This is a genomic window from Burkholderia cepacia complex sp. TUM26381, assembly GCF_057439935.1.
In genome coordinates this window covers 269,204-291,349 of record NZ_CM172008.1, presented here as the reverse complement: position 1 = coordinate 291,349, position 22,146 = coordinate 269,204, and the positions used below count along the sequence as shown (strand labels likewise).

Here is a 22,146-nt window from a genome sequence, read left to right as displayed (position 1 = left end):
GCCGATCTTGAACGCACTGATCAGCGTCGCCGACCTGCTCGAGCACGGCGCACAGCGCTGGCCGCATCACCCCGCGTATGCCGACGGCGGCGGCACGATGACCTACGACCGGCTCGCGCGCGCGGTCCGGCGCGCCGCCGCCGCACTCGCGGCGCGCGGCGTACAGCCCGGCGAGCGCGTCGCCATCTACGCGCCGAAGCGTATCGAGACGTTGGTCGCGATGCTCGCGGCCAACGCGCTCGGCGCGATCTTCGTGCCGGTCAATCCGCAGTTGAAGGAAGCGCAGATCGAACATATCGTCGCCGACAGCGGCGCCGCGCTGTTCATGACCGGCGCGCAGCGGCTCAAGCGCCTACCGGCGCTCGCCGCACTCGTCGGCACACGCGCGCTGCTGATCGAGGAACTCGCGGAGGCAATCGACGCGCCGGATGCCGGCACACCGCCGCCGGCCCCCGCCGGCCGGCCGGTGGACGACGATCCGGCCGCGCTGCTCTACACCTCCGGCTCGACCGGCAAGCCGAAGGGTGTCGTCGTATCGCACCGCAACCTGGTGTCGGGCGCATTCAGCGTCGCCGCATACCAGGGGCTCGCGGACGACGACGTCGTGCTCGGCGTGCTGCCGCTCAGCTTCGACGCGGGCCTGAGCCAGCTCACGACCGCGCTGGCGGCCGGCGCGTGCTACACGCCGCTCGACTTCCTGCAGCCGGCCGAGGTGCCGCGCCATTGCGACGCGTTCGGCGTCACGTCGATCACCGGCGTGCCGCCGCTGTGGATGCAACTCGCATCCGCCGGCTGGAGCGACACCGCGCGCACGCGGATCCGCCGCTTCGCGAACACCGGCGGCCATCTCGCGACGCCGCTGCTGCACCGCCTGCAGGCACTGTTCACGCACGCGTCGCCGTACCTGATGTACGGGCTGACCGAGGCGTTCCGCTCGACCTACCTCGCGCCGGCCGATGCGGCGCTGCGCCCGACGTCGATCGGCAAGGCCGTGCCGAACGCCGACATTCTCGTGTTGCGCGCGGACGGCAGCGAATGCGCGGCCGACGAGCCCGGCGAACTCGTGCATCGTGGCGCGTTCGTCACGCTCGGCTACTGGAACCGGCCCGAACTGACCGCGCAGCGCTTTCGCGCACTGCCGCGCCGCCACGGCGAGATTCCGCGCCCGGACGTCGCCGTGTGGTCGGGCGACATCGTGCGGCGCGACGCGGACGGCTTCCTGTACTTCGTCGCACGCGGCGACGACATGATCAAGACGTCCGGCTATCGCGTCAGCCCGACCGAGGTCGAGGACGTGCTGTTCGCGCTGCCGCATATCCGCGAGGCCGCTGTGTTCGGCGTCCCGCACCCGGCGCTCGGCGAAGCGATCGCCGCGTGCGTCGTGTCGACGCTCGACGCCGGCGCGTGCCGCACCGACATCGCGCGCGCCTGCCGCGACGCGCTGCCGACCTACATGAGCCCGCTCGTCGTCGAGCCGTTGCCGGCCCTGCCGCGCAACCCCAACGGCAAGATCGACCGGCCGGCACTGAAAGCGCAGTATCGCGACGCGTTCGCGCGTCCGAACCTCGAGGAGACCGCCGCATGACCCTGTCGACGCTCGAAGAAGCCCGTATCGGCGCGCCCCGCGTGGCCGCGCCCGGCACGCTCGCCTTGTCCGGCGGCGTCGTGGTGCTGCCGCCCGCCGTCGTGTTCAGCGCGATCCAGGCGCAGGAGCGCCATCCCGGCTACCGGCACCTGCTGCTGCCGCAGGCGCGCTTCGCCCGGCCGCGCGGATCGGGAGCGCTGACGCCCGAGGAAGGCACGCGCCTCGCGCCGGGCGGCCGGCCCGTGCTGCGGGTCGCGCCGCCCGGGCGCAGCCTCGCCGATCTCGCCGCCGATGCGGCGCTCGACCTGCGCGACCAGCTCGGCTCCGGTCAGCTCGCGCGCACGACCCACGTGATCGTCGCGAGCTGCGCGCTCAACGAGGGCATCGGCGACTCGGTCGTCGGCCGCATGCAGTACGAACTCGGGCTGCAGCGCGTGACGCCGTTCGCGCTCGGCCAGAACGGCACGCTCGGCTGGTATTCGGCGCTGATGCTGCTCGACGGGCTGCTCGACGAAGGCGACCAGGCGCTCGTGATCCTCAGCGACAAGTGGCTGTACCCGTTCTTCCGCCAGTTCGGCGATCTGGTCGGCTATGGCGACGCCGCCGCCGCGCTGCTCGTGTCGCGCGCGGGCCCCGCGCCCGAGCCGGCCGTGTGGGGCGGCGTGCGGTCCGTCGCGGTCGAATTCGGGCCGTCGATCGCCGATCCGTGGGCCGACGCGCCCGCTGCGCTGCGCGACTCGCTCGCGCCGGTCGCCGCGCGCGCGATCCGCCGCGCGCTCGATCAGGCGAACCTGCGCGCGAACCGGATCGACTGGTGCGTGCCGCCCGGCTTCGATCCCGGCTTCGCGGCACGCGTGGCCGACGCCGCCTCGATCCCGCTCGGCGCGCGGATCCAGCACGACGGGTCGGGTCACCTGTCGTCGGCCGAATCGGCCGCCGCACTGATCCGGCTCGCCGGTGCGCTCGACGAAGGCGAGCGTCGCACGGTGCTCGTGTGGGACGCGGCACTGCATGGCGCGGCGGCCGCCGCCGTCGTCGACCTGGCCGGCGGCCTCGATGCCGCGCTCGATATCGAAGGAGACGCATGATGAGCGCCTACAAGGTGAGCCTGCGCGAGCTGCGCTTCTTTCTGTGGGAACTGTTCGAGGCCGACCGGCACTTCCTGACGCACGGGCCGTACGGTACGCACGACCGCGCGTCGGTCGATGCGCTGCTCGAACGCGCGCGCGACTTCGCACTCGACCTCGGCCGCAGCTACCAGCAGGCCGACGTCGAAGGCTGCACGCTGCTCGACGACGGCCAGGTGCGCATTCCGTCGCATTTCCACGCGCTGTGGGCGCGCTTTCGCGACGAATGGTCGAACACGCTGTTCGGCACCGCGCACGGGCTGCCGCCGATCGTCACGCAGATGATCTACGAGATGTTCATGGGCGCGAACCCGTCGTTCATGACGTACGGCGGCTTCACGCGCCCCGCGATCAAGCTCTTGCAGATGCACGGCACGCCGCACCAGAAAGCGCACATTGCGCCGCTCGAGGCGTACCGCTGGGACGCGTGTTTCTGCGCGACCGAACCGCAGGCCGGCACCGACCTCACCGCGGTCGCGCTACGCGCAACGCCGCTCGAACGCGACATCTACGCGATCGACGGCGAGAAGGTCTACATCTCGGCCGGCATGCATGAGCTGACCGAGAACACGCTGTATTTCGTGCTCGGCCGCATCGACACCGCGTCGCCGGATTCATTCTCGCTGTCGTGCCTCGTCGTGCCGCGCTTCTGGCCCGACGAGGAAACCGGCGAGCTGCAGCCGAACCATGTCGACTGCATCGGCCTGCCGCGCAAGATGGGGCTCAAGGGCTGCGCGAACACGCACCTCGTGTTCGGATCGAACGGCACGACCAAGGGCTGGCTGCTCGGCGGCCGGCGCAACGTCGGCCTGCTGCAACTGATGCCGCTGATGAACCAGGCGCGGATGAGCACCGGGATGTTCGGCGTCGGCGTCGCATCGAGCGCATACCTGCATGCGGTCGAGTACGCAGGCCGTCGGCTGCAGGGCCGGCCGATCGAGCGCGCGTCGAACACCCACGCCGCCCGCGTCGCGATCGTCGAGCACGCGGATGTGCAGCGCATGCTGGTCGACATGAAAAGCCGCGTCGATGGCTGCCGCGGCCTGCTCGGCAAGCTCGCGGCGACCGCGACGCGGGCCGCGATGCTCGAAGCGACGCCCGACGCCGACCCGGCCGAGATCGAGCGCCACCGCAAGCTGCAGTTGCTGCTGACGCCGATCTGCAAGGCGTTCATCTCCGACCAGGCGTGGCGGATCTGCGAAACCGCGATCCAGGTGCACGGCGGCCTCGGCTATACCGATGCGAGCCCCGTCGAGCAGAACGCGCGCGACGTGAAGATCCTGTCGATCTGGGAAGGCACGAACTACATCCAGGCGCAGGATCTCGTGCGCGACAAGCTCGGCTTCGGCCGCCACTCGCGGCTGATCCAGTACTACCGCGACGAACTCGACGCGTTCCTCGCGCACCAGCATCACGGTGGCACGCACGCGGAACTGCGGCCGCTGTTCGACGCGCTGCGCACGGGCGCCGACCGGATCGCCGCCGCGCTCGACGACATCGCGCGCGACGTGCAGGACGGGCACACGCACCGCAGCAGCCAGTTCTACACGCGCTTTCTCGAGATGTTCGGCGTCGTCACGTCGGCATGGGTACTGCTCGAATCGGCGACGATCGCCGCGCGCCGGATCGATGCGCCGGAAACGGCCGATACGCCGGCCGAACTCGCGTTCTATCGCGGCAAGCTGAAAAGCGCACGCTACTACTTCGCGAACGTGCTGCCCGTCGTCGACCAGCACGCGGCCGTGATCGCCGCGATGGCGCATGCGGCGATCAGCGTCAGCAGCGACGAACTCGCACCGGCGGAATGACATGGACACGACACTCGATTCCGGCACCGCCGCCGCGACCGGCGACGCGCCGCGCAACCTGCTCGGCCGACCGGCGACGCGCCATCGCGGCACCGACATCGACGGCGCGACGCTCGAACCCGAAGCACTGCGCGTGCGCGATCTCGACCTGAACGCGCTGATCGGCGCAACGACGTTCGAAGGCGCACTGGCGCATCTGTGGTTCGACGTCGCGCCCGGCAGCGCCGGCCATCGTGCGCACGAAGCGGCGATCGGCGCGCGGCTCGCGGCGTTCGCCGACGCGCTGGCGCCCGGCTCGGTCGCACAGTCGCTTGCCGCGGAACTCGGTGCGGCGGGCGTCGCACCGGTATTCGCGGCCGCGTCGGGCCTGCTGCGCGGCTTCGACGACGTGCTGGCACGGCTGCCCGGCCCCGCGCCGGACGACGCCGACCTCGACACGATGCTGCTGGGTGTGGCCGCCGCGCCGTTCCTGCTGCACGCGGCGATCGAAGGCCGTCCGTTCGCCGCCGATGCCGGTACGGGCGGCGGCGCCAGCGCGTCACTCGATACCGCCGCGACGCAAGCGCAGCGCATGCTCGTGCTGACCGGCGCAACGCGCCACGACACGCCAGCCCTGGCCGCGATGGACATGCTGCTCGTCGCCTGGCACGCCGGCTTCGGCTACATCACGCCGACCGTGCTCGCGCCGCGCGTCGCGATCGGCACCGGCGTCACGCTGACGCAGGCGATCGCGTCCGGCTTCCTCGCGAGCGGCCCGTCGCACGTCGGCGCGGCACTCGAAGCGATGCACTGGCTCGCCGCGCTCGCGCAATCGGTCCCGGCCGGCGCCGGTGCGCCGCCCGCCGCGCTCGACGCGGCCGGACGCGCGGCGATCGATGCGGCGCTCGACGCGAAACACACGCTGTACGGCTTCGGCCATCCGCTGTTCGTCGCCGATCCGCGTCCGCCGCACATACGCGGCCGGTTCGCCGCACGCGGCTTCGACGGCGCGTACGTGACGCTGTTCGACGCGTGCTGCGCGCAAGCCGACGCGCGCCGCGCGCTGCGGCCGAACATCGATTTCCTGACCGCCGCGACGCTGCTCGAACTCGGTGTCGCCGCGCCGTCGTGGGGCGTCGGCGTCGGGCTCGGCGCACGCATCGCGGCGATGGCCGCGCATGCGGTCGAACGGCGCCGCCGCCCCGCGTTCGGCGTCAACAGCGCGACCGCGCGACGGCTGCTGGCCGCCGTGCCGGTCGGCTGGCTGTGAACCCTCACCCTTTCGCACAAGGAACGTCATGCTGCTCAAGAACCTGCGCCCGGCGAACGACTACGATCGCTTCGCCACCGAAACGCTCGAACCGTGGGACCTGCTGTTCATCAGCCGCATCCGCCAGCTCGCGCGCGCAATGACGCCCGGCACGATCGCCGACATCGGCACGGCCACCGGCGTCGTGCCGGTGCGGCTCGCGACCGATCCGGCGATGCGCGGCTGGCGCTACGTCGGCATCGACCTCGATCCGGCGATGCTCGACGAAGGCCGCCCGCGGATCCGCGAACTCGATCTGGACCACACGATCGAGATGCGCGTGGGCGACGCGCTCGCACTGCCGTTCGACGACGGCACGCTGACGATGGCGGTCGGCCGCGCGACGCTGCACCACCTGCCCGACAAGGCGCTCAGCCTGACCGAGATGTATCGCGTGCTGGAACCGGGCGGCATCGCGCTCGTGCACGACATGCGCCGCGATGCGCCGCAGCACCTGCTCGACCGCTTCACCGCGATGCGCGCGGCCGCCGACTATCCGCCGACCCACGTCGAGGAAAAGATCACGCTCGACGAAGCGCATGCGCTCGTCGCCGAAGCCGGCCTGGCCGACGTCGCGTCGATCTACAGCCCGAGCGCGGGGCTCGGTGCGCTCGGCTTCGAGATCCTGCTGAAGAAACCGGCGCTGGCCTGAGCGATGACCGATCTCGCCTTCCTCGCCGCGCACGCCGCCGTGCGGCTCGGCGCCGACGACGTCCACTGCGCGGCGGTCGCACCCGGCGCGACGCTGCCGCTGTGCGTGACACCGCGCAGCGCCGAACTCGCGACGTCGCCGGAGATGTTCGTCGCGTGGTACCGCTCGCGGCTCGACACGATCGACACGCTGCTCGACGCGTGCGGCGCGCTGCTGTGGCGCGGCTTCGCGGTGCCCGACACCACCGCGTTCGGCCGCCTCGGCGCGCTGTATCCGGCACACGCGAACGGCTACACGGCGGGCGCCGCGCCGCGCCGGCAGATCGACGGCCAGGTCTACGAGTCGACCCGCATGCCGCCGCCCTTCAAGATCGGGTTGCATCAGGAAATGGCCTACATGCCCGCGTTCCCGCGCCTCGTCGCGTTCTACTGCCGGCAGCCGGCCGACGCCGGCGGCGAAACGCCGATCTGCGACATGCGGCGCGTGACCGCGCGCGTGCCGGCCGCGCTGCGCGAGCGGTTTGCCGCGCGCGGCGTGATGTACCTGCGCAACTTCGCGGCGCCCGGCGACCGCGCGGACGGCCTCGCCGCGAACCCGAACCTGCCGTTCGCCGCGTATCACCGGCCGTGGGACGACGCATTCGGCACTCCCGAGCGCGACGAAGTCGAGCGGCTGTGCGCGGAACGCGGCGTCGGCTGCCGCTGGCTCGACGACGGCAGCGTGACCGTGTCGCACGTCGGCAGCGCGCTGCGCGCGCATCCGCGCACCGGCGAGACGGTGTGGTTCAACCAGGCGAGCGCGCAGCACCCGAACCCGCGCTCGATGGGCGAGCTCAGCTACCGCTACCTGCAGCGCATGTACGGCGCGCGCGCCGCGTTCCCGTACGAAATCCGCTATGGCGACGGTTCGCCGATGCCGTTCGACGATCTCGTCGCGGTCTACGACGCGTTCGACGACGAGGAGCGCGCGTTCCCGTGGCAGGCCGGCGACGTGCTCGTCGTCGACAACATGCTGGTCGCGCACGGCCGCAACCCGTACCGGGGCGCGCGCGACACGCAGGTCATGCTGTTCGACTGAGGGCGCAGGCGATGAGCGTTTCGTTTCTCTCCTCGGTGCGCGCGATGTTCGGCCCGCACACCGCATTCGACCGGCCGCCGCGCCCGGACACGCCGCCGCTGCCCGATGCGCGTGCGCCGGGCGCGGCGCTCGGCGCACGCGCGATCGACGTCGCGGCCGGCGATTTCCGCTTCTCCGCGCGCCACGTGCGGTTCCGGCTCGGCGCCGTCACGGCGATCGTCGGGCCGAACGGCTCCGGCAAGACCACGCTGCTCGAAACGCTGCTCGGCTTCCGGCGCGGCGGCAGCGACGTGCGCGTGCTCGACGTGCCGGCCGAGCGCTTCATGCGCGACTCGCGGTCGCTGCGGCGGATCGGCGCGCAATTGCAGAAGGTCGAGTATCCCGATCACCTGCGCATCTCGGAAATCGTCGCGCTGCACCGCGCGATGTACGGGCACGCGGATGCGGCGATCACCGATGCGCTCGGCATCGCCGAGCTGCTCGACAAGCCGTGCCGCGCGCTGTCGAAGGGGCAGCGCCAGCGCATCGACCTCTACGTCGCGCTCGCGCACCGGCCCGAGCTGGCCGTGCTCGACGAGCCGTTCACTGGCCTCGACCGCCGCTATGCGGGCGTCGTGATCGACCTGCTGCGCCACCGTGCGCGCGACACGAGCGTCGTGATGATCTGCCATTCGGAAGAAGAACTGTCCGTCGTCGACGATCTCGTGTGGGTGCGCGACGGCGGCGTGCGCTACCAGGGCGACAAGGACACGCTGCGCGCCGAACTCGTCGGCGACGCGCGCGCGGTCCTGCATTGCCACGACGAAGCCGATGCGCGCACGCTGCGCAAGCGGCTCGCGGCGCTGCCGGGCGTCACCGGCGTGCGCGTGTCGGCCACGCATGTCGTCGAGGTGTTCGGCGATGCGACGCTGCATCCGAACGTGCACCGGATCGTCGGCGAACAGGGCATCCAGCATCTCGCGCTCGCGCCGAGCACGCCGGGCGACCTGCTGCGCCTCTGCACCGAGGGCCCGGCCCATGACTAAAGTGTTCCTGATTCTCGTGCGCAACGAGCTGCTCGGCTATCTGCGCAGCCGCTCGTCGCTGTTCTGGACGCTCGTGTTCCCGGTGTTCCTGCTGAGCGTGATGCTGTTCGCGTTCGGCGGATCAGGCTCGCTCGGCACCGCCGACATCGCGTTCGACCTGCCCGGCGGCGCAACGCCGTACAACCAGGCGTGCCAGGCGCAGATCGTCGCCAGCCTGTCGCACAGCGACACGGTGAAGGCGACCTTCGGCGGCCGCGGTGCGCCGGCCGATCGCGTGACTGTCGTGCTCGGCGCCGACGAGCGCACGCCCGCGACGATCCGCTACGACTTCAACGGCTCGCTCGCGGTCAAGGCGGCATCGCGGGTCGTCGAGATCGCGCTCGCGCGCTGCGCCGCGCAGCAGCTCGGGGTGCCGGCCGCACAGGCGCGCTTCGAGAATGCGGCGCCGGCGCGCCGCCCGTTCGACTATGGCGCGTTCTTCGCGACCGGCATCCTGGTGATGGCGTTCATGGCGATCGGCCTCAACTCGACGACCACCGCGATCGCGTCGCTGCGCGAGCGCAACACGTTCAAGCTGTACGTGTGCTTCCCCGTCTCGCGCGGCGTGTTCCTTGCCGCGCTGATCGTCGCGCGGATGGCGATGATGGCGCTGTCGGCGCTCGTGCTGCTGACGGTCGCGCGCGTCGCGTTCGGCATCGCGCTGCCGATCGCGACGCCGGACGGGCTGCGCGCGTTGCCGATCGTGCTGCTCGGCGCGGCGATGGTGCTGAGCATCGGCGTGCTGCTCGCCAGCCGCACCCGCTCGCTCGCGGCCGCCGAACTCGCGTGCAACGTCACCTACTACCCGTTGCTGTTCTTCAGCGACCTGACGATCCCGATGCACGACGCGCCCGCGTGGCTGAAAGCCGCGCTCGCGTTCCTGCCCACCAACCAGTTCGCCGTCGCGCTGCGCGGCGCGCTGGTCGACGGCGCGCCGTACGCGCAGCTCGCGCCGCAACTGCTCGGCATGACCGCGTGCACGGCGCTGTTCCTGTTCGCCGCCGCGCGGCTGTTCCGCTGGCACGACGCATGACGCGTCGCCACGCTGTTTCGACGAAGGAGAGACACCGATGAAATCGAGCAATCCCATAACCGACTACCTGCTGCACGCGAGCAACTTCCTGCCGGCGATCGTGTTCCTGTTCTACGGCCGGCTCGGCCCCGGACAGCCGGACGTGCGCTGGACGCATGCGTTCCTGATCGGCGGCGTGCTCGCCCTCGTGCACGGCGCGTGGCTGGTCCGCCGCGCGGATCGCAACAGCATCGCGATCGGCGTCGACCTGTTCCTCGTGATCGGCGCGGTGCTTGCGCTGGTATCGCCGACAGGTAGCCGTCTGTGGGGCGAGGAACTCGGGCCCGCCGCCATGCTCGTCTGCGTGCTGGTGGTCGGCATCGTGCACACCGCGTGGTCGGACGGCGGCTTCGTCGATGGCACGTTCGTCGATCACGCGCGTGCGCGTTCGCTGTCGCTCGTGCTGATCGCCGTCACCGTCGTCGCGCTCGCGGTGTCGATCACGATGCGGCACAGCCCGCTGTGGGGCGGCGTCGTCCCGCTGATCGCGCTGGTCGTCGTGCGTGGCCGGCTGCGCAAACAGCTGGTGCGGGCGAACTGACGATGAACGCGCTGCCCGAACGCGACGCGCAGCGGCACGCGCTCGCCGCGGCACTCGGCCACGGCTGGCTCGAAGGCGCGTCGTGCGAGCCGTATGCGAGCGACGTGGCGCGGTACGGCGGCGTGCCGCTCGGCGTCGCACGCCCCGCATCGACCGCCGACACGCGCGCGCTCGCACGCGTCGCCGTCGCGCACCGGATCGCGCTCATCGCCCAGGGCGCGCGCACCGGGCTCGTCGGCGCCGCCGTGCCCGATCGCAGCGGCACGCAATGCGTGGTGTCGTTCGACCGGATGCGCGTCGTTCGCGCGTTCGATCCCGCGAATCGCAGCATCACGGTCGAAGCCGGCGTGCGGCTGTCCGACATCAACCGCATGGCGGGCGAAGCCGGGCTCTGCGTGCCGATCGATCTCGGCAGCGATCCGGCAGCCGGCGGCCTCGTCGGCGCGAACGCCGGCGGCAGCCGCCTGATCAAGTACGGCGACGTGCGCCGCCACGTGCTCGGCGTCGAAGCCGTGCTGGCCGATGAAGCCGGCACCGTGATCGACACGCTCGCGCCGCTGCGCAAGCGCAACGCGGGCTTCGACGTCACGCAGTGCTTCATCGGCGCGAACGGCGCGAACGGGCTCGTCACGGCCGTGTCGTTTGCGCTCGCGCCGCTCGAACGGTCGTCGTGCGCGGCGTTCGTCGCGTTCGCGTCGTACGATGCGGCGCTCGCCGGACTGCTCGCGTTCGAGCATGCGTTCGGCGAGATGCTGTCGGCGTTCGAATTCATGTCGGCGGCGGCGGTCCGCTGTGTCGCCGCCGCGTTTCCGGCGTGGCGGATTCCGTTCGGGGCGAACGATGCCGCGTGCTACGCACTCGTCGAAATCGCGACCGGCATGCCGGGGATCGATGCACTGCTCGAGGAACGGACCGTCGCGGCACTCGACGCACTCGCGGGCGAACGGAGGGTGCTCGACGCGGCGTGCGCGCCGGCCGAACGATTCTGGCGCATCCGCGACGCACTGCCGGCCGCGGTGGCGCAGGACGGTATCCCGCTGTCGTTCGACGTGTCGTTTCCGCGCGGTGCGGTGGCCGGATTCGTCGCGGACGCCGAGCAATGGATCGCCGCCGCCCACCCGTCGCTGCGCTGTCATGCGTTCGGCCATTTCGGCGACGGCGGCTGCCATCTCGTCGTGTCGATCCCGCAGGCCAGCGCGGAGCGCTACGGGCCGCTGCAGCAGGTGGCGCTGCGCGGCGCGCTGTACGACCGTGTCGTGCGCGCCGGCGGCTGCTTCAGCGCGGAACACGGCGTCGGGCCGGTCAATATCGCCTACTACCGCAAGCACGTGCCGGCCGCGCAACGGGAACTCGCCGCCGCAATTCAGCATGCCGTCGACCCGCTGGGTCTGATCGGGCGAGTCCGCTACTGATGCGCCGTTTTGCGGTGCCACGGAGAATTTCGCATGATGTTTCGACATCCGCCCGGCCCGGGCCCCGCTTCCGAACCGGACGCCGATCCGGCGTTGTCCGGCATCCCGGCCACGCTACCCGACTCGGGTGTCGTCGTGAACGTGCGCGGTGTAGCGTACGTGATCAAGCTGCCGCCGCGCGATCACGCACGTCCGGCGCTGTGGCGCGAGCTGGCGCACTGGCGCGACGAGCGGTCGGTCGACGGCGACATCGAGCCGGCCGCGCGACAGGACTGACCGCCCGCTCGGCGGCCGGCTTTCAGTTCGTCCCGTCGTAGGTGACGATCTCGACCCAGTTCGCCCCCTTGCCGACCGGATACTTGCCGATCGCGGCGAGGTGCCCGGTGTTCCGCTCGATCCGGTACACGGCAAGCGTCGGCGACAACTGGCCCGCCGCGAGGAGATACCGGCCCGACGGATCGATCGCGAAGCCGCGCGGCTGCTGCTCGGTCGCGAACGTGCCGATTCGCGCGAGCTGGCCCGATTTCGCGTCGACCCGATACGCGGCGAGCGTGCTCGACGTGCGCTCCGACGCGTACAGGAAGCGTCCGTCCGGCGTCAGGTGCAGGTCGGCGCCCCAGGGCTTGTCGCCGTGGAAATCCGGCGGCAGGATCGACACGGTCTGGATCGGCCGTGCGTCGGCGCCGCCGCGCGACAGCGCGAGCACATGCAGCTTGCCGTCAAGCTCGTCGATCAGGTACGCGACGCGCCCGTTCGACGAAAACACGAAGTGGCGCGGCCCCGATTGATCCGGTAGCCGGTAGGCCGGCGTCGCCTCGCCGGTCAGCCTCCCGGTCGACGCATCGAACGGCAAGCGCAGCCACGCATCGGCGCCGAGCACCGACGCGAACGCATAACGGCCGTCCGGCGACTGCCGGATCGCGTGCGCCATCGGGCCGGTCTTCACCGTCTGCTGCACGTCGCCCGCGATACCGCTCTCCCCGATCCGGTTCACCGCGAGCAGGTTGCCGCCATACGACGCCGAGAACAGGTAGCGGCCCGACGCATCGGTCGACACATACGCCATGCTCTCCGCGAGTGGCGCGCGGCCCAGTTCGATCAGCCGCCCGTCGAGCGGATTGATCGCGAAGCTCACGACACGATACGGCGTCGAGCGCAGCGCCGCATAGAGGCGATGGTGATCGGGCGACAGCGCCATCGGCATCACGGTGCCGCCGACCGGCACGGTCTCGATCGCGGTCAGCGCGCCGTTCGACATGTCGACGCCGAACACCGAGATGTCGCGGCTGTCGCTGTTCGACACATACGCATACGTCGCCGCGTGCGAGAGCGTGACGGCCATCCCGACCGCGGCCGCCGCGACGGCGCGCCAGAGTGTCTTCGTGTTCATGGGTCTTCCGGAAACGTGAAAGGGAACCGCAGAAGCGACAGCGGCGCCGGACAACCTCGGTCGTCCGGCGCCGCGACGGGCGACACGTACGCTCAGAACACCGCGTGCCCGCTGATCAGGCTCGGCAGCCAGGTCGAGAAGAACGGCAGGTACGTGACGATGTTGATCGCGCTGAAGATCGCGAGGTAGTACGGCCACGCCATCTTCGTCGTCTCGCCGATCGACACGTTGCCGATCGCGCAGCCGACGAACTGCACCGACCCGATCGGCGGGTGCACGAGGCCGAGCGAGCAGTTCAGCAGCAGCATGATCCCGAACTGCACCGGTCCGACGCCGCACGCCATCGCGATCGGCAGGAACAGCGGCGTCGTGATCAGGATGTGTGCGGCCATGTCGACGAACGTGCCGAGGAACACCTGGATGATGTTGATGTACAGCAGCATCAGCCACGGCGCGGCGGTCGACTGCTTCAGCAGCCCTTCGATCGCATCCGGAATCTCCAGGTACGACATCTGGAAGCGCAGCATGTTGGACACCGCGATCAGCAGCAGCACGACACCCGTCGTGCGCGCCGCATGCGACAGCGCGCGGCGCAGCTTCTCGGCCGTCAGCGTCCGGTAGACCACCGCGGTCAGCACGAGCGAGTACACGACGGCGATCGCGGCCGCTTCGGTCGCCGTGGCAATCCCCTTCGCGACGCACACGAGGATGATCGCGATCACCATCAGCCCGGGCACTGCGCCGACGAAGCTGCGCAGCACCGCATACCAGCCGGGGAACGCGGGCAGCGCGGACGAACCGTCTTCCCGGCGCGGATAACCGTGACGCACGGCCTGCCAGTACGCGGCGGCGAGCACGAAGCCCATCACCCACAACACCGGCAGCAGCCCCGAGAACAGCAGGTCGCCGATCGACACGCCGCTCACCGGCTGGCCGTGCAGCATCCCGGTGATGCCCTGCGCGGCGAACGCGTAGATGATCATGTTGGTCGACGTCGGCATCAGCGCGCCGGCGAGCGACGCATGCGTCGTCACGTTGACCGCGTACGCGGCGCTGTAGCCTTCGCGCTTCATCAGCGGAATCACCACGCCGCCCATCGCCGACGTATCGGCGGTCGGCGAGCCCGATACGCCGCCGAACAGCGTGCACGCGACGACGTTCGCCATCCCGAGGCCGCCGCGGAAGTGGCCGACGGTCGCCTGCGCGAAGCGCAGGATCCGGTCCGCGATGCCGCCGTGCAGCATCAGTTCGCCGGAGAAGATGAAGAACGGCACCGCGAGGAACGAGAACGCGTTCATCCCCGAGATCATCGCCTGCATCGCGGTCGCGATCGGCAGGCCTTCGACCATGTAGGTCAACACGCAGGCTATCCCGAGCGCGAACGACACGGGCACGCCGAGTACCAGAAAAATCAGAAAACTGACGGACAGGATCGCGAGTTCCATGGCGTTATTGTCCCGACGAAGAACGACGAAGCGCGAGCAGGTGCTCGAGCGAGAAGAGGATGATGGCGATCGCCGCGGGCATCGCGATCAGGTAGCGCACGCCTTCGGGCAGCCCGATGATCGGGATGCGGTCGCCCATCGTCTCGGCGGCCATGCTGCCGCAACCGACCATGATCATGATCGCGAACACGATCAGGCTCAGGTGCTGAATCGCGACGACCACGGCGCGACCGTTCGGCGGCAGCCGGCGCACGAGCGAATCGAGGCCGATGTGGCCGCCGTCGCGCACCTTCATCGCCGCGCCGAACATCGCGATCACGATCACGAGCAACAGCGCGATCGGTTCGACGAAATCCGGCGCGTTCTCGAATACGTAGCGCATCACGACCGCGTAGAACACCAGCACCGTGAGCACCGCGAGACACGCCGACGCGATCACGGCGAGCACGCGAAACACCACGTCGTTCACGCAGCGCAGGAGCGGCGCGCCGTGCGGCCGCGCCGGCACCGCACTGTCCGGGGCGGCGGACGGCGAGCCCGCGGCCGCCGCGCCGTTCAGGGAAGTGCGACGCGTCACTTGGTGGCCTCGATCTCGTCGACGATCTGCTTCATCTGCGGCGTCTTTTCATACTTCGTCCACAGCGGCTGCATCGCCTTCACGAACGCTGCGCGGTCGATCTGCGCGGCCGGCAGGACCTTCGCGCCGCCCTTCGTCACCGTCTGCTGCGCGGACGCCTCGCGCGCGGTCCACAGCTTCTGGTAGTACGGCACCGAATCGGCCGCCGCCTTCTTGATGGCCGCCTGCTCCTGCGGTGACAGCGTGTCCCAGATCTTCTTCGAGAACACCAGCACTTCCGGCGTCATCGCGTGCTGCGTCTCCGAGTAGTCGGGCGCCACTTCGTAATGCTTGGTTTCCTCGTACGACGGCATGTTGTTTTCCGCCGCGTCGACGAGGCCCGTCTTCAGGCCCGTGTACACCTCGGCGAACGGCATCGGCGTCGGCGTGCCGCCCATCGCCTTGATCTCGTCGACCATCAGGTCGGACGGTTGCACGCGCACCTTCAGCCCCTTCATGTCGGCCGGCGAACGCACCGGGCGCTTCGCGTAGATCGAGCGCGCGCCGCTCTCGTAGAACGTCAGCGCGATCATTCCCTTCGCGGTGAACGCATCGAGAATCTTCTGGCCGGCCGGGCCGTACATCGCCTTGCGGAAATGGTCGACGTCGCGGAACAGGAACGGGAACGACGGGATCAGCGATTCCGGCACGATCTCGTTGAACGACGCGCCGTTCACGCGCGCCATGTCGATCGCGCCGATCCGTACCTGATCGACGGTGTCCTTCTCGGAGCCGAGTGCGCTGTTGCCGAACACCTTGATCGAATCCTTGCCGCCCGTCTGCTTCGACAGTTCGTCGCCCATGAACTTCACGGCCATGTTGGTCGGGAAATTGTCGCCGTGCACGTCCGCCGAGCGGAACACGCGCGCCTGCGCGGACATCGCAAAGCCGGCCATCAGCGCGACGGCCAGGACGGTACGGGAGCCGGTGAATCGGTGCTTCATGGTGAGTCTCCTTGATGGTCGATCGTTGTTGTGCGGCGATCCGTCGGCTGGCGCGTGCGTCGGCGAGGCGCTTTCCTGAATCGCAGAGTCATACGTCGTATGACGTGTTGAGCGAATGTACGTCGGTTAATCGTTTAACTCACTTGGTGCATACCCCTACGGCCGCTGCCATAACGGGTTGACGGCGATTTTCGGGGAATCGCCTTCTCCGTTTCGGGGAATTATTGCGAAACGTTTTCCGGAAATGGGTCCGCATTTGAATCGGGCGCCCGTGTCGCTGTTTCCCGACGCCGAAAAGCAATCTTTCGCTTCGCTTGCCGTCGTTATAGGATGACTGACCACAACACGGATACCCCCGCGCGTTGCCACGAGCACGCGCCGGCCCCGCATCGCGCGCCCGCGATCGCACTCGTGGCACCGGCCCCGGCGACCCGCGCCGAGGCCCGCGCCGCCCGCTCCAGTCTTGCCCGCGGCACGTTCAGGCTGCGCGCGCGCCAGCCGGCGCGCGCGGGCCGAACGACCCGATACCCACCCGGCATCGCGCACAACCGATGCCTCATCAGGAGATCTTCGTCATGACATCCCCCCTTTGCCGGCCAGACCGGCGCCCGCGCGCGCTCGGCCTGCTCGCGGCGTTGCTCGCGACAGCCGCAGCGCTCACCGCGTGCGGCGGCGACGATTCAAGCACCGGCGGCGGCGCCTCCACCGCGCCGCCCGCCACCAGCGTGTTCCAGGTCGGCACGACGACCGTCGACGCGAACCTGCCGGCCGAGCCCGCGCTGCCGGCCGACACGCAGGTCTGCGGCACGCTCGAGGCCGCCAATACGCTCGTGAGCCGTCCCGACGGCTCGCTGCCGCCGGAAGCCGACCCGTCGACGGCCGGCGTCGGCAAGGCCGTGGCGGCCGCGACGGCCAACCCCGACCAGGCGCGCATCCAGGCTGCGCTCGACGCATGCGGCGCGGCGGTGGACGCCGAGGTCGGCGCGACGATCGCGGCGGCGGACGTCGCGGCCACCGCCGCGCAGAAGGCGGCGGCCGTCCCGAACGCAAACATCGCCGGCGCGTCCGGCGAGGAACTCGCGAAGCCGAAGTACCGCGCCAGCAAGTTCGCGGTGCGCCTCGTCGTCAACCACGCGGGGCCCGGCAACGGCTTCATCAGCGGGCCGCTGACGCTGCCGTCCGGCGTCACGTTGTGGATCGACAAGGGCGTGACGCTGTATGCGTCGCGCGACGTGAAGGCGTATTCGCCGAACGCCGCCGGCCCGTACTGCGGCAATACCGCCGTCAGCGCGACGAAGGCCGGCAGTTCGTCGAACTGCGCCGCGCTGATCACCGGCACCAATCTCGTGAACGCGGCAGTGGTCGGCGATGGCCGCATCGACGGGCGCGGCTACGCGGAGCTTGTCACGTCCGATGCGAAATACCCGCTGATGAAGGTCGACCTGACCTGCTCGAACACCTACGCGGCATACAAGGGCGGCACTGTGGCGCCCGACGGCACCGCATGCGACGACGGCGGCACCGTCGTCGATTCGAAGTCGACGGTGCGCAACATGACGTGGTGGGATCTCGCGTATCTCGGCAACATGGTGCAGAACGGCACGACCGGCTTCGGCTCGCAGTCGAATTTCCGGTTGATGGTGTTCAACTACGCGAAGAACCTCACGCTGTATCGCATCACGCTGAACAACAGCCCGAATTTCCACGTGGTGCCGAGCGGCGTCGACGGGCTGACGATCTGGAACGTGAAGGTGCAGACGCCGACGCTCGCGGCGTTCGCGAACCCGGCCGGCAACGGCAACCCGCTGTACAACGGGCAGACGTTCAACGCGGACAACGTGAAGAACACCGATGCGTTCGACCCGGGCTCCGCGTCGAAGCCGGCGTCGGCGGCGCTGTCGACCGGCAGCACGACGACGTCCGCCGCCGCGATCTCGTTCGACGGCTACCTGAAGAACTTCGTGTTCGCGTACAACTACGTGAGCACCGGCGACGACGACATCGCGCTCAAGGGCAGCAACAACCCGGCGCCCGCCGGTTCGGGGCTGTTCGGTATCGACGGCAATCGCGACGTGCGCGCCGATCGCAAATGGGGTGTCGTGATCGCGCACAACCACATCTACTGGGGGCACGGCATCTCGATCGGCAGCGAGACCAACGGCGGCGTGACGAACGTTCAGGTGTACGACAATGCGTTCCAGGATTCGGAAGAAGGGCTGCGCATCAAGTCCGACTATGCGCGCGGCGGCGAAGTAAGCAACATCCGCTATTCGAACATCTGCATCCGCGATGCGAAGAACGCGCTGCTGTTCACGCCGTACTACAGCACGAAGGCCGTACCCGCGAGCGGGCCGCTGTACCCGAATTTCCACGACATCTCGCTCGCGAACGTCGTGATCGAGGGCACGGCCGGCGTGAAGTTGCAGGGGTTCGAAGCGAACACCGGCGGCTACGGCGAGCCGGCCTTCCCGCTCGTGATGTCGCTGAGCGACGTGGTGGCCGACACGCCCGACGGCATCTCGACGATCGCGTCCGACGCGAACCTCACGCTGCGCAACGTGAACCTGCCGGTGTTCGCGTCGACCGCGAACCGGGTCGTCGTCAACGGCACGGCGGCCCACACGATCGACCCGGCCAGCGTGCTCGACTGCAGCAAGGCGTTCGTCGACTTCCCGGGCATCGACCAGTCGAACCCGTTCGGGTCGACGTGGGCGCCGGCGCTGTAACACCCGGCCAGCGCGATCGGGTTTCCCGCGCCGGCGCGGGGAACCCGCCGCGCCCGCGCGTGCGGCACGCTCAGGTCTGCATGACCAGCGACGTCAGTTGCGCCGCGCGCGCCACGTCCGTCTTCGCATAGATCGACTTGATCTGCGCGCGGACGGTGCCGATCGACACGCCGCGCAACGCCGCGCATTCCTGCGGCGACCGCCCGTCGCAGCAGAGCAGCACGGCGAGATCGGCTTCCGCCGACGACAGCCCGTAGAACACGCGCAAGCGCTGCGCGCGCGCCGCCGGCGAACGCAGGTCGGCGGCCGTCATCAGCGCAGCCACACCGGGCCGTTCGCGCGCGAGGCGCGACTGTTCGGGAACGGGGATCAGCGCAAGCGGCAACGGTTCGCCCGTCGCCCGCCGCAGCAATAGCCCGCCGCGCGCGAACGCGTGCCGCCATTGCGCGTCGTCGATGCAGCCTTCCGGCGCAAAACGCCCGTTCACGACCCGCAGCGCCGGTTCGGCGGCGATCAGCTGAGCGGCCGCCCGGTTCGTGTAGCGCAGTTCGCGCTGCGCGCCGAGCAGGAACACCGGCACCGGAATCGCATCGAGCGCCGATTCCGCGGCGGCCACACGCGCCTCGAGTTCGCCGATGCGCGCCTGGATCTGCAGCGCACGGCGGATGTGCGCGCCCATGATCTCGATGGTGCGGCGCTGATCGTCGGAAAGCCCTTCCGATTCGGGGCCGCTCTGGACGCTGAGGAACGCGCTGGCGCCCTCGCCGCGATGAATGTACAGGCCCGAGATGCTGCCGAGCCCGAAGGGATGCAGGAATTCCCGATAGAACACGCTGTGCGCGCGCTGCTGCGCGGGCAGGTGCTTGACGTCCTCGAACCAGCGCCCCACCGGCCAGTCGCCAGCAATCGGCACGACCGGGTCGTACAGGTAGAACTCGGTGTTGTAGCTGTGGTGACACGCGGCGACCCACGACGCATCGTCGCCGGCTGCCTGCTCGATCGCCGGCACCCTCGCCGCCTCGTCGAACGACAGCAGCGTGGCCATGCGCACGCCGACCGACGAACGCAACCCGTCCAGCACCGTTTCCCATCGTTGATCGCCCAGTGCCGCAGCGTAGATGTCATCGATCCATGCCGATGGAATCAACCCGTTCATATGCATCTGGCCACCCCGCGCCGTGCGTTTTTGTCGAACGTCGTTCGGGCATCTTACTCAATCGGTCTCGTTGTTCAAATGGCCGATGCAGGTTTGAACGAAATACCACGTTTGTTACCGTCTTTTGTCAGACGTAATGGCCGCTTTCGATACACCGGCGCTGTTGGTGCGGACGAGAGCCGGCTTTTCATCGCCGCCGGGGTATGCCATGATGCAGCGCATGACGATCCGGAACATCACGACCTCGCAGCACCATCATCACGGCCGCCCTCCATTGCGCCGTGGTTCGTTTCGCATCTAGACATTGCATCGGGCACGTTCCCGATCAGGACGACAACCAAGGCGCCTCCGGCGCCTTTTTTGTTTTTTTGCGCCGTCAAAACCTGCTGTGCCGATCAACCGATAACGTATGGAGCGTTTTCAATGCAACACCCCTGGAAAGAAGTCTCCCTGTCGGATCTGCCGCTGCGGGAGGATCTCCGGATGCAGCACGCGTACGGGGCGCCGCAGCTCGATGTGCCGGTCTGCCTGAACGTCAACGAGAACCCCTATCCGCCGTCGCCGGCACTCGTCGAACGCATCGCGATCGCGGTCGCCGACGCGGCGCGCCACGCGAACCGCTACCCCGATCGCGACTTTGCCGCGCTGCGCTCGCATCTGGCCGACTACCTGTCGCACGACAGCGGCGTGGGCGTCGACGCATCGAACGTGTGGGCGGCCAACGGCTCGAATGAGGTGATCCAGCAGATCCTGCAGGCATTCGGCGGCCCGGGGCGATCGGCGCTGGCCTTTACGCCCGCGTATCCGATGTATGACGAATACTGCCGGACGACCTTCACGCACCTGCTTGCGCTGCCGCGTACCGAAGATTTCGCGCTGGACCTGGATCAGGCGCTCGACAGCATCCGCACGCATCGGCCGAGCGTGATCCTGCTGACGTCGCCGAACAATCCGACCGGGACCGCGCTGCCGCTCGACACCCTTCGCGCGATACTCGACGTCGCGCCGGGCGTGGTCGTCGTCGACGAAGCCTATGCGGAGTTCCGGCGTCGCGGCGTACGCAGCGCGGTCGCGCTGCTGCCCGACTACCCGCGGCTGATCGTCTCCCGCACGTTGAGCAAGGCGTTCAAGTTCGCCGGCGGCCGCGTCGGCTATTGCGCGTGCGCGCCGGCAATCGTGGACGCGCTGAAGCTGGTCCGGCTGCCCTATCACCTGTCGGCCTTTACGCAGGCCGCGGCTTGCGCGGCGCTGGTCGCGCGCGACGAGATGCTGTCGCAAGTGGAGGCGATCAAGGCCGAGCGCGACGCCACGGTCGGCTGGCTTCGCGGGCTGGGCCTCGCGGTGGCCGATTCCGACGCCAACTTCGTGATGTTCGGCAAGTTTGCGGATCGCCACCGGATCTGGCGCGGACTCCTGAGCCACGGTGTGCTGATTCGCGAGTCGGGCCCGCCGGCATACCTGCGCGCGTCCATCGGCACCGCCGCGGAAATGGCCGCGTTTCGCGCGGCCCTGCTTGACGTGATGGCGCTCGAGTAAGCAACGGCTCGGACTGACACCCGCGACGACGCGATGAAACGCATTTCGCCCCGCCATCCGACGATGCACTTACTTCATCGTCGCGAATCGCGACTCCATCGCGTCGATCTTCACGAGCACCGCTTCGCAGAGCTTTCTCACGTGACGCGGCATATCGGGTGCCGACAGCAGTTCCTCGATACGCCCGCGCCAGTAGCTCGGATGTCTGACGCGCCCCGCGCCCGACATCGATACGTCGTCAGCGACCGTCTCGCTGTCCAGGAGAGCGACCATTCTCTGAATGTGAGAGAGCTCTCGTTCCACATAGTCTCGTGCCAGCATATTGATTGAAATTCCCCGAAATGCGACATCAGGCCTTCCGTCATCAACGCGCCACCGTGCCGCGATGCCGGCGACGCACCGCACACGTTGCACATCAGCGTACGCGACGGTTGTGTCAGCCGACTGCGCGGACGTTCGCAGCGATCGATACGCAACGACAGGCCTGTCCGCTTGTTCTGGTGGGATCCGGTCCCCGATGCCCTGTCGTCAATCGTAGGCGCGCCGTCAGGCGACGGCATCCCCAAAAGTGGGGATGTCGGACGATATCGGGCGCGCCGTGGTTACCGGACATGACAGGAAGTGCGCGCCTTCACGTCTGACAAATGGGTGTCGGGCATCGCGATGCCTGTCGCCCATTGCATGTCGATTGGCACGCTTTGCGAGTG

The 22,146-nt window shown here is 69.3% G+C and carries 19 protein-coding genes; 13 read left to right on the top strand and 6 right to left on the bottom strand.

The features are described from left to right. Positions 1 to 7: 7 nt before the first annotated feature. Genes ACWMMN_RS33540 through ACWMMN_RS33490 form a run of 11 tightly spaced genes read left to right on the top strand, consistent with a single transcriptional unit; the run spans position 8 to position 11,902 of the window. Positions 8 to 1,585, top strand: coding sequence for an acyl-CoA ligase (AMP-forming), exosortase A system-associated (locus ACWMMN_RS33540; protein ID WP_486424388.1), 1,578 nt, complete (start codon positions 8 to 10; stop codon positions 1,583 to 1,585). Continuing rightward, positions 1,582 to 2,673 (top strand): hypothetical protein, encoded by a 1,092-nt coding sequence (locus ACWMMN_RS33535; protein WP_256087741.1) that lies wholly within the window; start codon positions 1,582 to 1,584, stop codon positions 2,671 to 2,673. Before ACWMMN_RS33540 ends, ACWMMN_RS33535 begins: the two co-directional genes overlap by 4 nt. After that, entirely contained in the window at positions 2,673 to 4,520 is a 1,848-nt protein-coding gene (locus tag ACWMMN_RS33530; RefSeq protein ID WP_174992317.1) for an acyl-CoA dehydrogenase family protein, read from the top strand. Before ACWMMN_RS33535 ends, ACWMMN_RS33530 begins: the two co-directional genes overlap by 1 nt. Before the next feature lies 1 nt (position 4,521). Continuing rightward, positions 4,522 to 5,769: a citrate/2-methylcitrate synthase gene (locus ACWMMN_RS33525; protein ID WP_486424387.1), complete on the top strand. Its 1,248-nt coding sequence runs from the start codon at positions 4,522 to 4,524 to the stop codon at positions 5,767 to 5,769. Positions 5,770 to 5,797: 28 nt separating this feature from the next. Beyond that, on the top strand, positions 5,798 to 6,460 hold the full coding sequence (locus ACWMMN_RS33520) for a class I SAM-dependent methyltransferase (protein ID WP_059241314.1): 663 nt from the start codon (positions 5,798 to 5,800) through the stop codon (positions 6,458 to 6,460). 3 nt (positions 6,461 to 6,463) lie between these two features. Next, positions 6,464 to 7,537, top strand: coding sequence for a TauD/TfdA family dioxygenase (locus tag ACWMMN_RS33515; protein WP_059241313.1), 1,074 nt, complete (start codon positions 6,464 to 6,466; stop codon positions 7,535 to 7,537). Between the two features lie 11 nt (positions 7,538 to 7,548). Next, a complete protein-coding gene (locus tag ACWMMN_RS33510) occupies positions 7,549 to 8,562 on the top strand; it encodes an ATP-binding cassette domain-containing protein (protein ID WP_486424386.1) in 1,014 nt (337 codons plus the stop codon). Beyond that, a complete protein-coding gene (locus tag ACWMMN_RS33505; RefSeq protein ID WP_486424385.1) occupies positions 8,555 to 9,634 on the top strand; it encodes an ABC transporter permease in 1,080 nt (359 codons plus the stop codon). Before ACWMMN_RS33510 ends, ACWMMN_RS33505 begins: the two co-directional genes overlap by 8 nt. Positions 9,635 to 9,671: 37 nt before the next feature. Beyond that, on the top strand, positions 9,672 to 10,214 hold the full coding sequence (locus ACWMMN_RS33500) for a hypothetical protein (RefSeq protein ID WP_059241310.1): 543 nt from the start codon (positions 9,672 to 9,674) through the stop codon (positions 10,212 to 10,214). 2 nt (positions 10,215 to 10,216) lie between these two features. Beyond that, entirely contained in the window at positions 10,217 to 11,626 is a 1,410-nt protein-coding gene (locus ACWMMN_RS33495) for an FAD-binding oxidoreductase (protein ID WP_486424384.1), read from the top strand. A 33-nt stretch (positions 11,627 to 11,659) separates the two neighbouring features. Beyond that, positions 11,660 to 11,902: a hypothetical protein gene (locus ACWMMN_RS33490; protein WP_486424383.1), complete on the top strand. Its 243-nt coding sequence runs from the start codon at positions 11,660 to 11,662 to the stop codon at positions 11,900 to 11,902. Between the two features lie 22 nt (positions 11,903 to 11,924). Here ACWMMN_RS33490 and ACWMMN_RS33485 read toward each other — a convergent pair whose 3' ends face one another. The 4 genes from ACWMMN_RS33485 to ACWMMN_RS33470 form a co-directional block, all read right to left on the bottom strand. Further along, entirely contained in the window at positions 11,925 to 13,016 is a 1,092-nt protein-coding gene (locus tag ACWMMN_RS33485) for a lactonase family protein (RefSeq protein WP_256087735.1), read from the bottom strand. Positions 13,017 to 13,108: 92 nt separating this feature from the next. Next, positions 13,109 to 14,461: a TRAP transporter large permease gene (locus tag ACWMMN_RS33480; RefSeq protein WP_059241306.1), complete on the bottom strand. Its 1,353-nt coding sequence runs from the start codon at positions 14,459 to 14,461 to the stop codon at positions 13,109 to 13,111. 4 nt (positions 14,462 to 14,465) lie between these two features. After that, positions 14,466 to 15,038 carry a TRAP transporter small permease gene (locus ACWMMN_RS33475; RefSeq protein ID WP_059241305.1) on the bottom strand — a complete coding sequence of 191 codons (573 nt, stop codon included), beginning with the start codon at positions 15,036 to 15,038 and terminating at the stop codon, positions 14,466 to 14,468. Continuing rightward, positions 15,035 to 16,021, bottom strand: a complete 987-nt coding sequence (locus ACWMMN_RS33470) for a TRAP transporter substrate-binding protein (protein WP_059241304.1) — start codon at positions 16,019 to 16,021, stop codon at positions 15,035 to 15,037. Before ACWMMN_RS33470 ends, ACWMMN_RS33475 begins: the two co-directional genes overlap by 4 nt. 575 nt (positions 16,022 to 16,596) lie before the next feature. Here ACWMMN_RS33470 and ACWMMN_RS33465 point away from each other — a divergent pair. Beyond that, positions 16,597 to 18,747, top strand: coding sequence for a glycoside hydrolase family 28 protein (locus tag ACWMMN_RS33465; RefSeq protein ID WP_486424382.1), 2,151 nt, complete (start codon positions 16,597 to 16,599; stop codon positions 18,745 to 18,747). Between the two features lie 70 nt (positions 18,748 to 18,817). Here ACWMMN_RS33465 and ACWMMN_RS33460 read toward each other — a convergent pair whose 3' ends face one another. After that, the gene (locus ACWMMN_RS33460) at positions 18,818 to 19,903 is read right to left on the bottom strand and encodes a helix-turn-helix transcriptional regulator (protein ID WP_340625885.1); all 1,086 of its coding nucleotides are present in this window, start codon (positions 19,901 to 19,903) and stop codon (positions 18,818 to 18,820) included. On the opposite strand from ACWMMN_RS33460, the gene ACWMMN_RS33455 reads away from it, so the two are divergent. After that, complete coding sequence (locus ACWMMN_RS33455; protein ID WP_486424381.1) at positions 19,904 to 21,439, top strand: histidinol-phosphate transaminase; 1,536 nt, start codon at positions 19,904 to 19,906, stop codon at positions 21,437 to 21,439. Between the two features lie 69 nt (positions 21,440 to 21,508). Here ACWMMN_RS33455 and ACWMMN_RS33450 read toward each other — a convergent pair whose 3' ends face one another. Then, positions 21,509 to 21,760: a hypothetical protein gene (locus tag ACWMMN_RS33450; RefSeq protein ID WP_059241301.1), complete on the bottom strand. Its 252-nt coding sequence runs from the start codon at positions 21,758 to 21,760 to the stop codon at positions 21,509 to 21,511. Between the last annotated feature and the right edge of the window lie 386 nt (positions 21,761 to 22,146).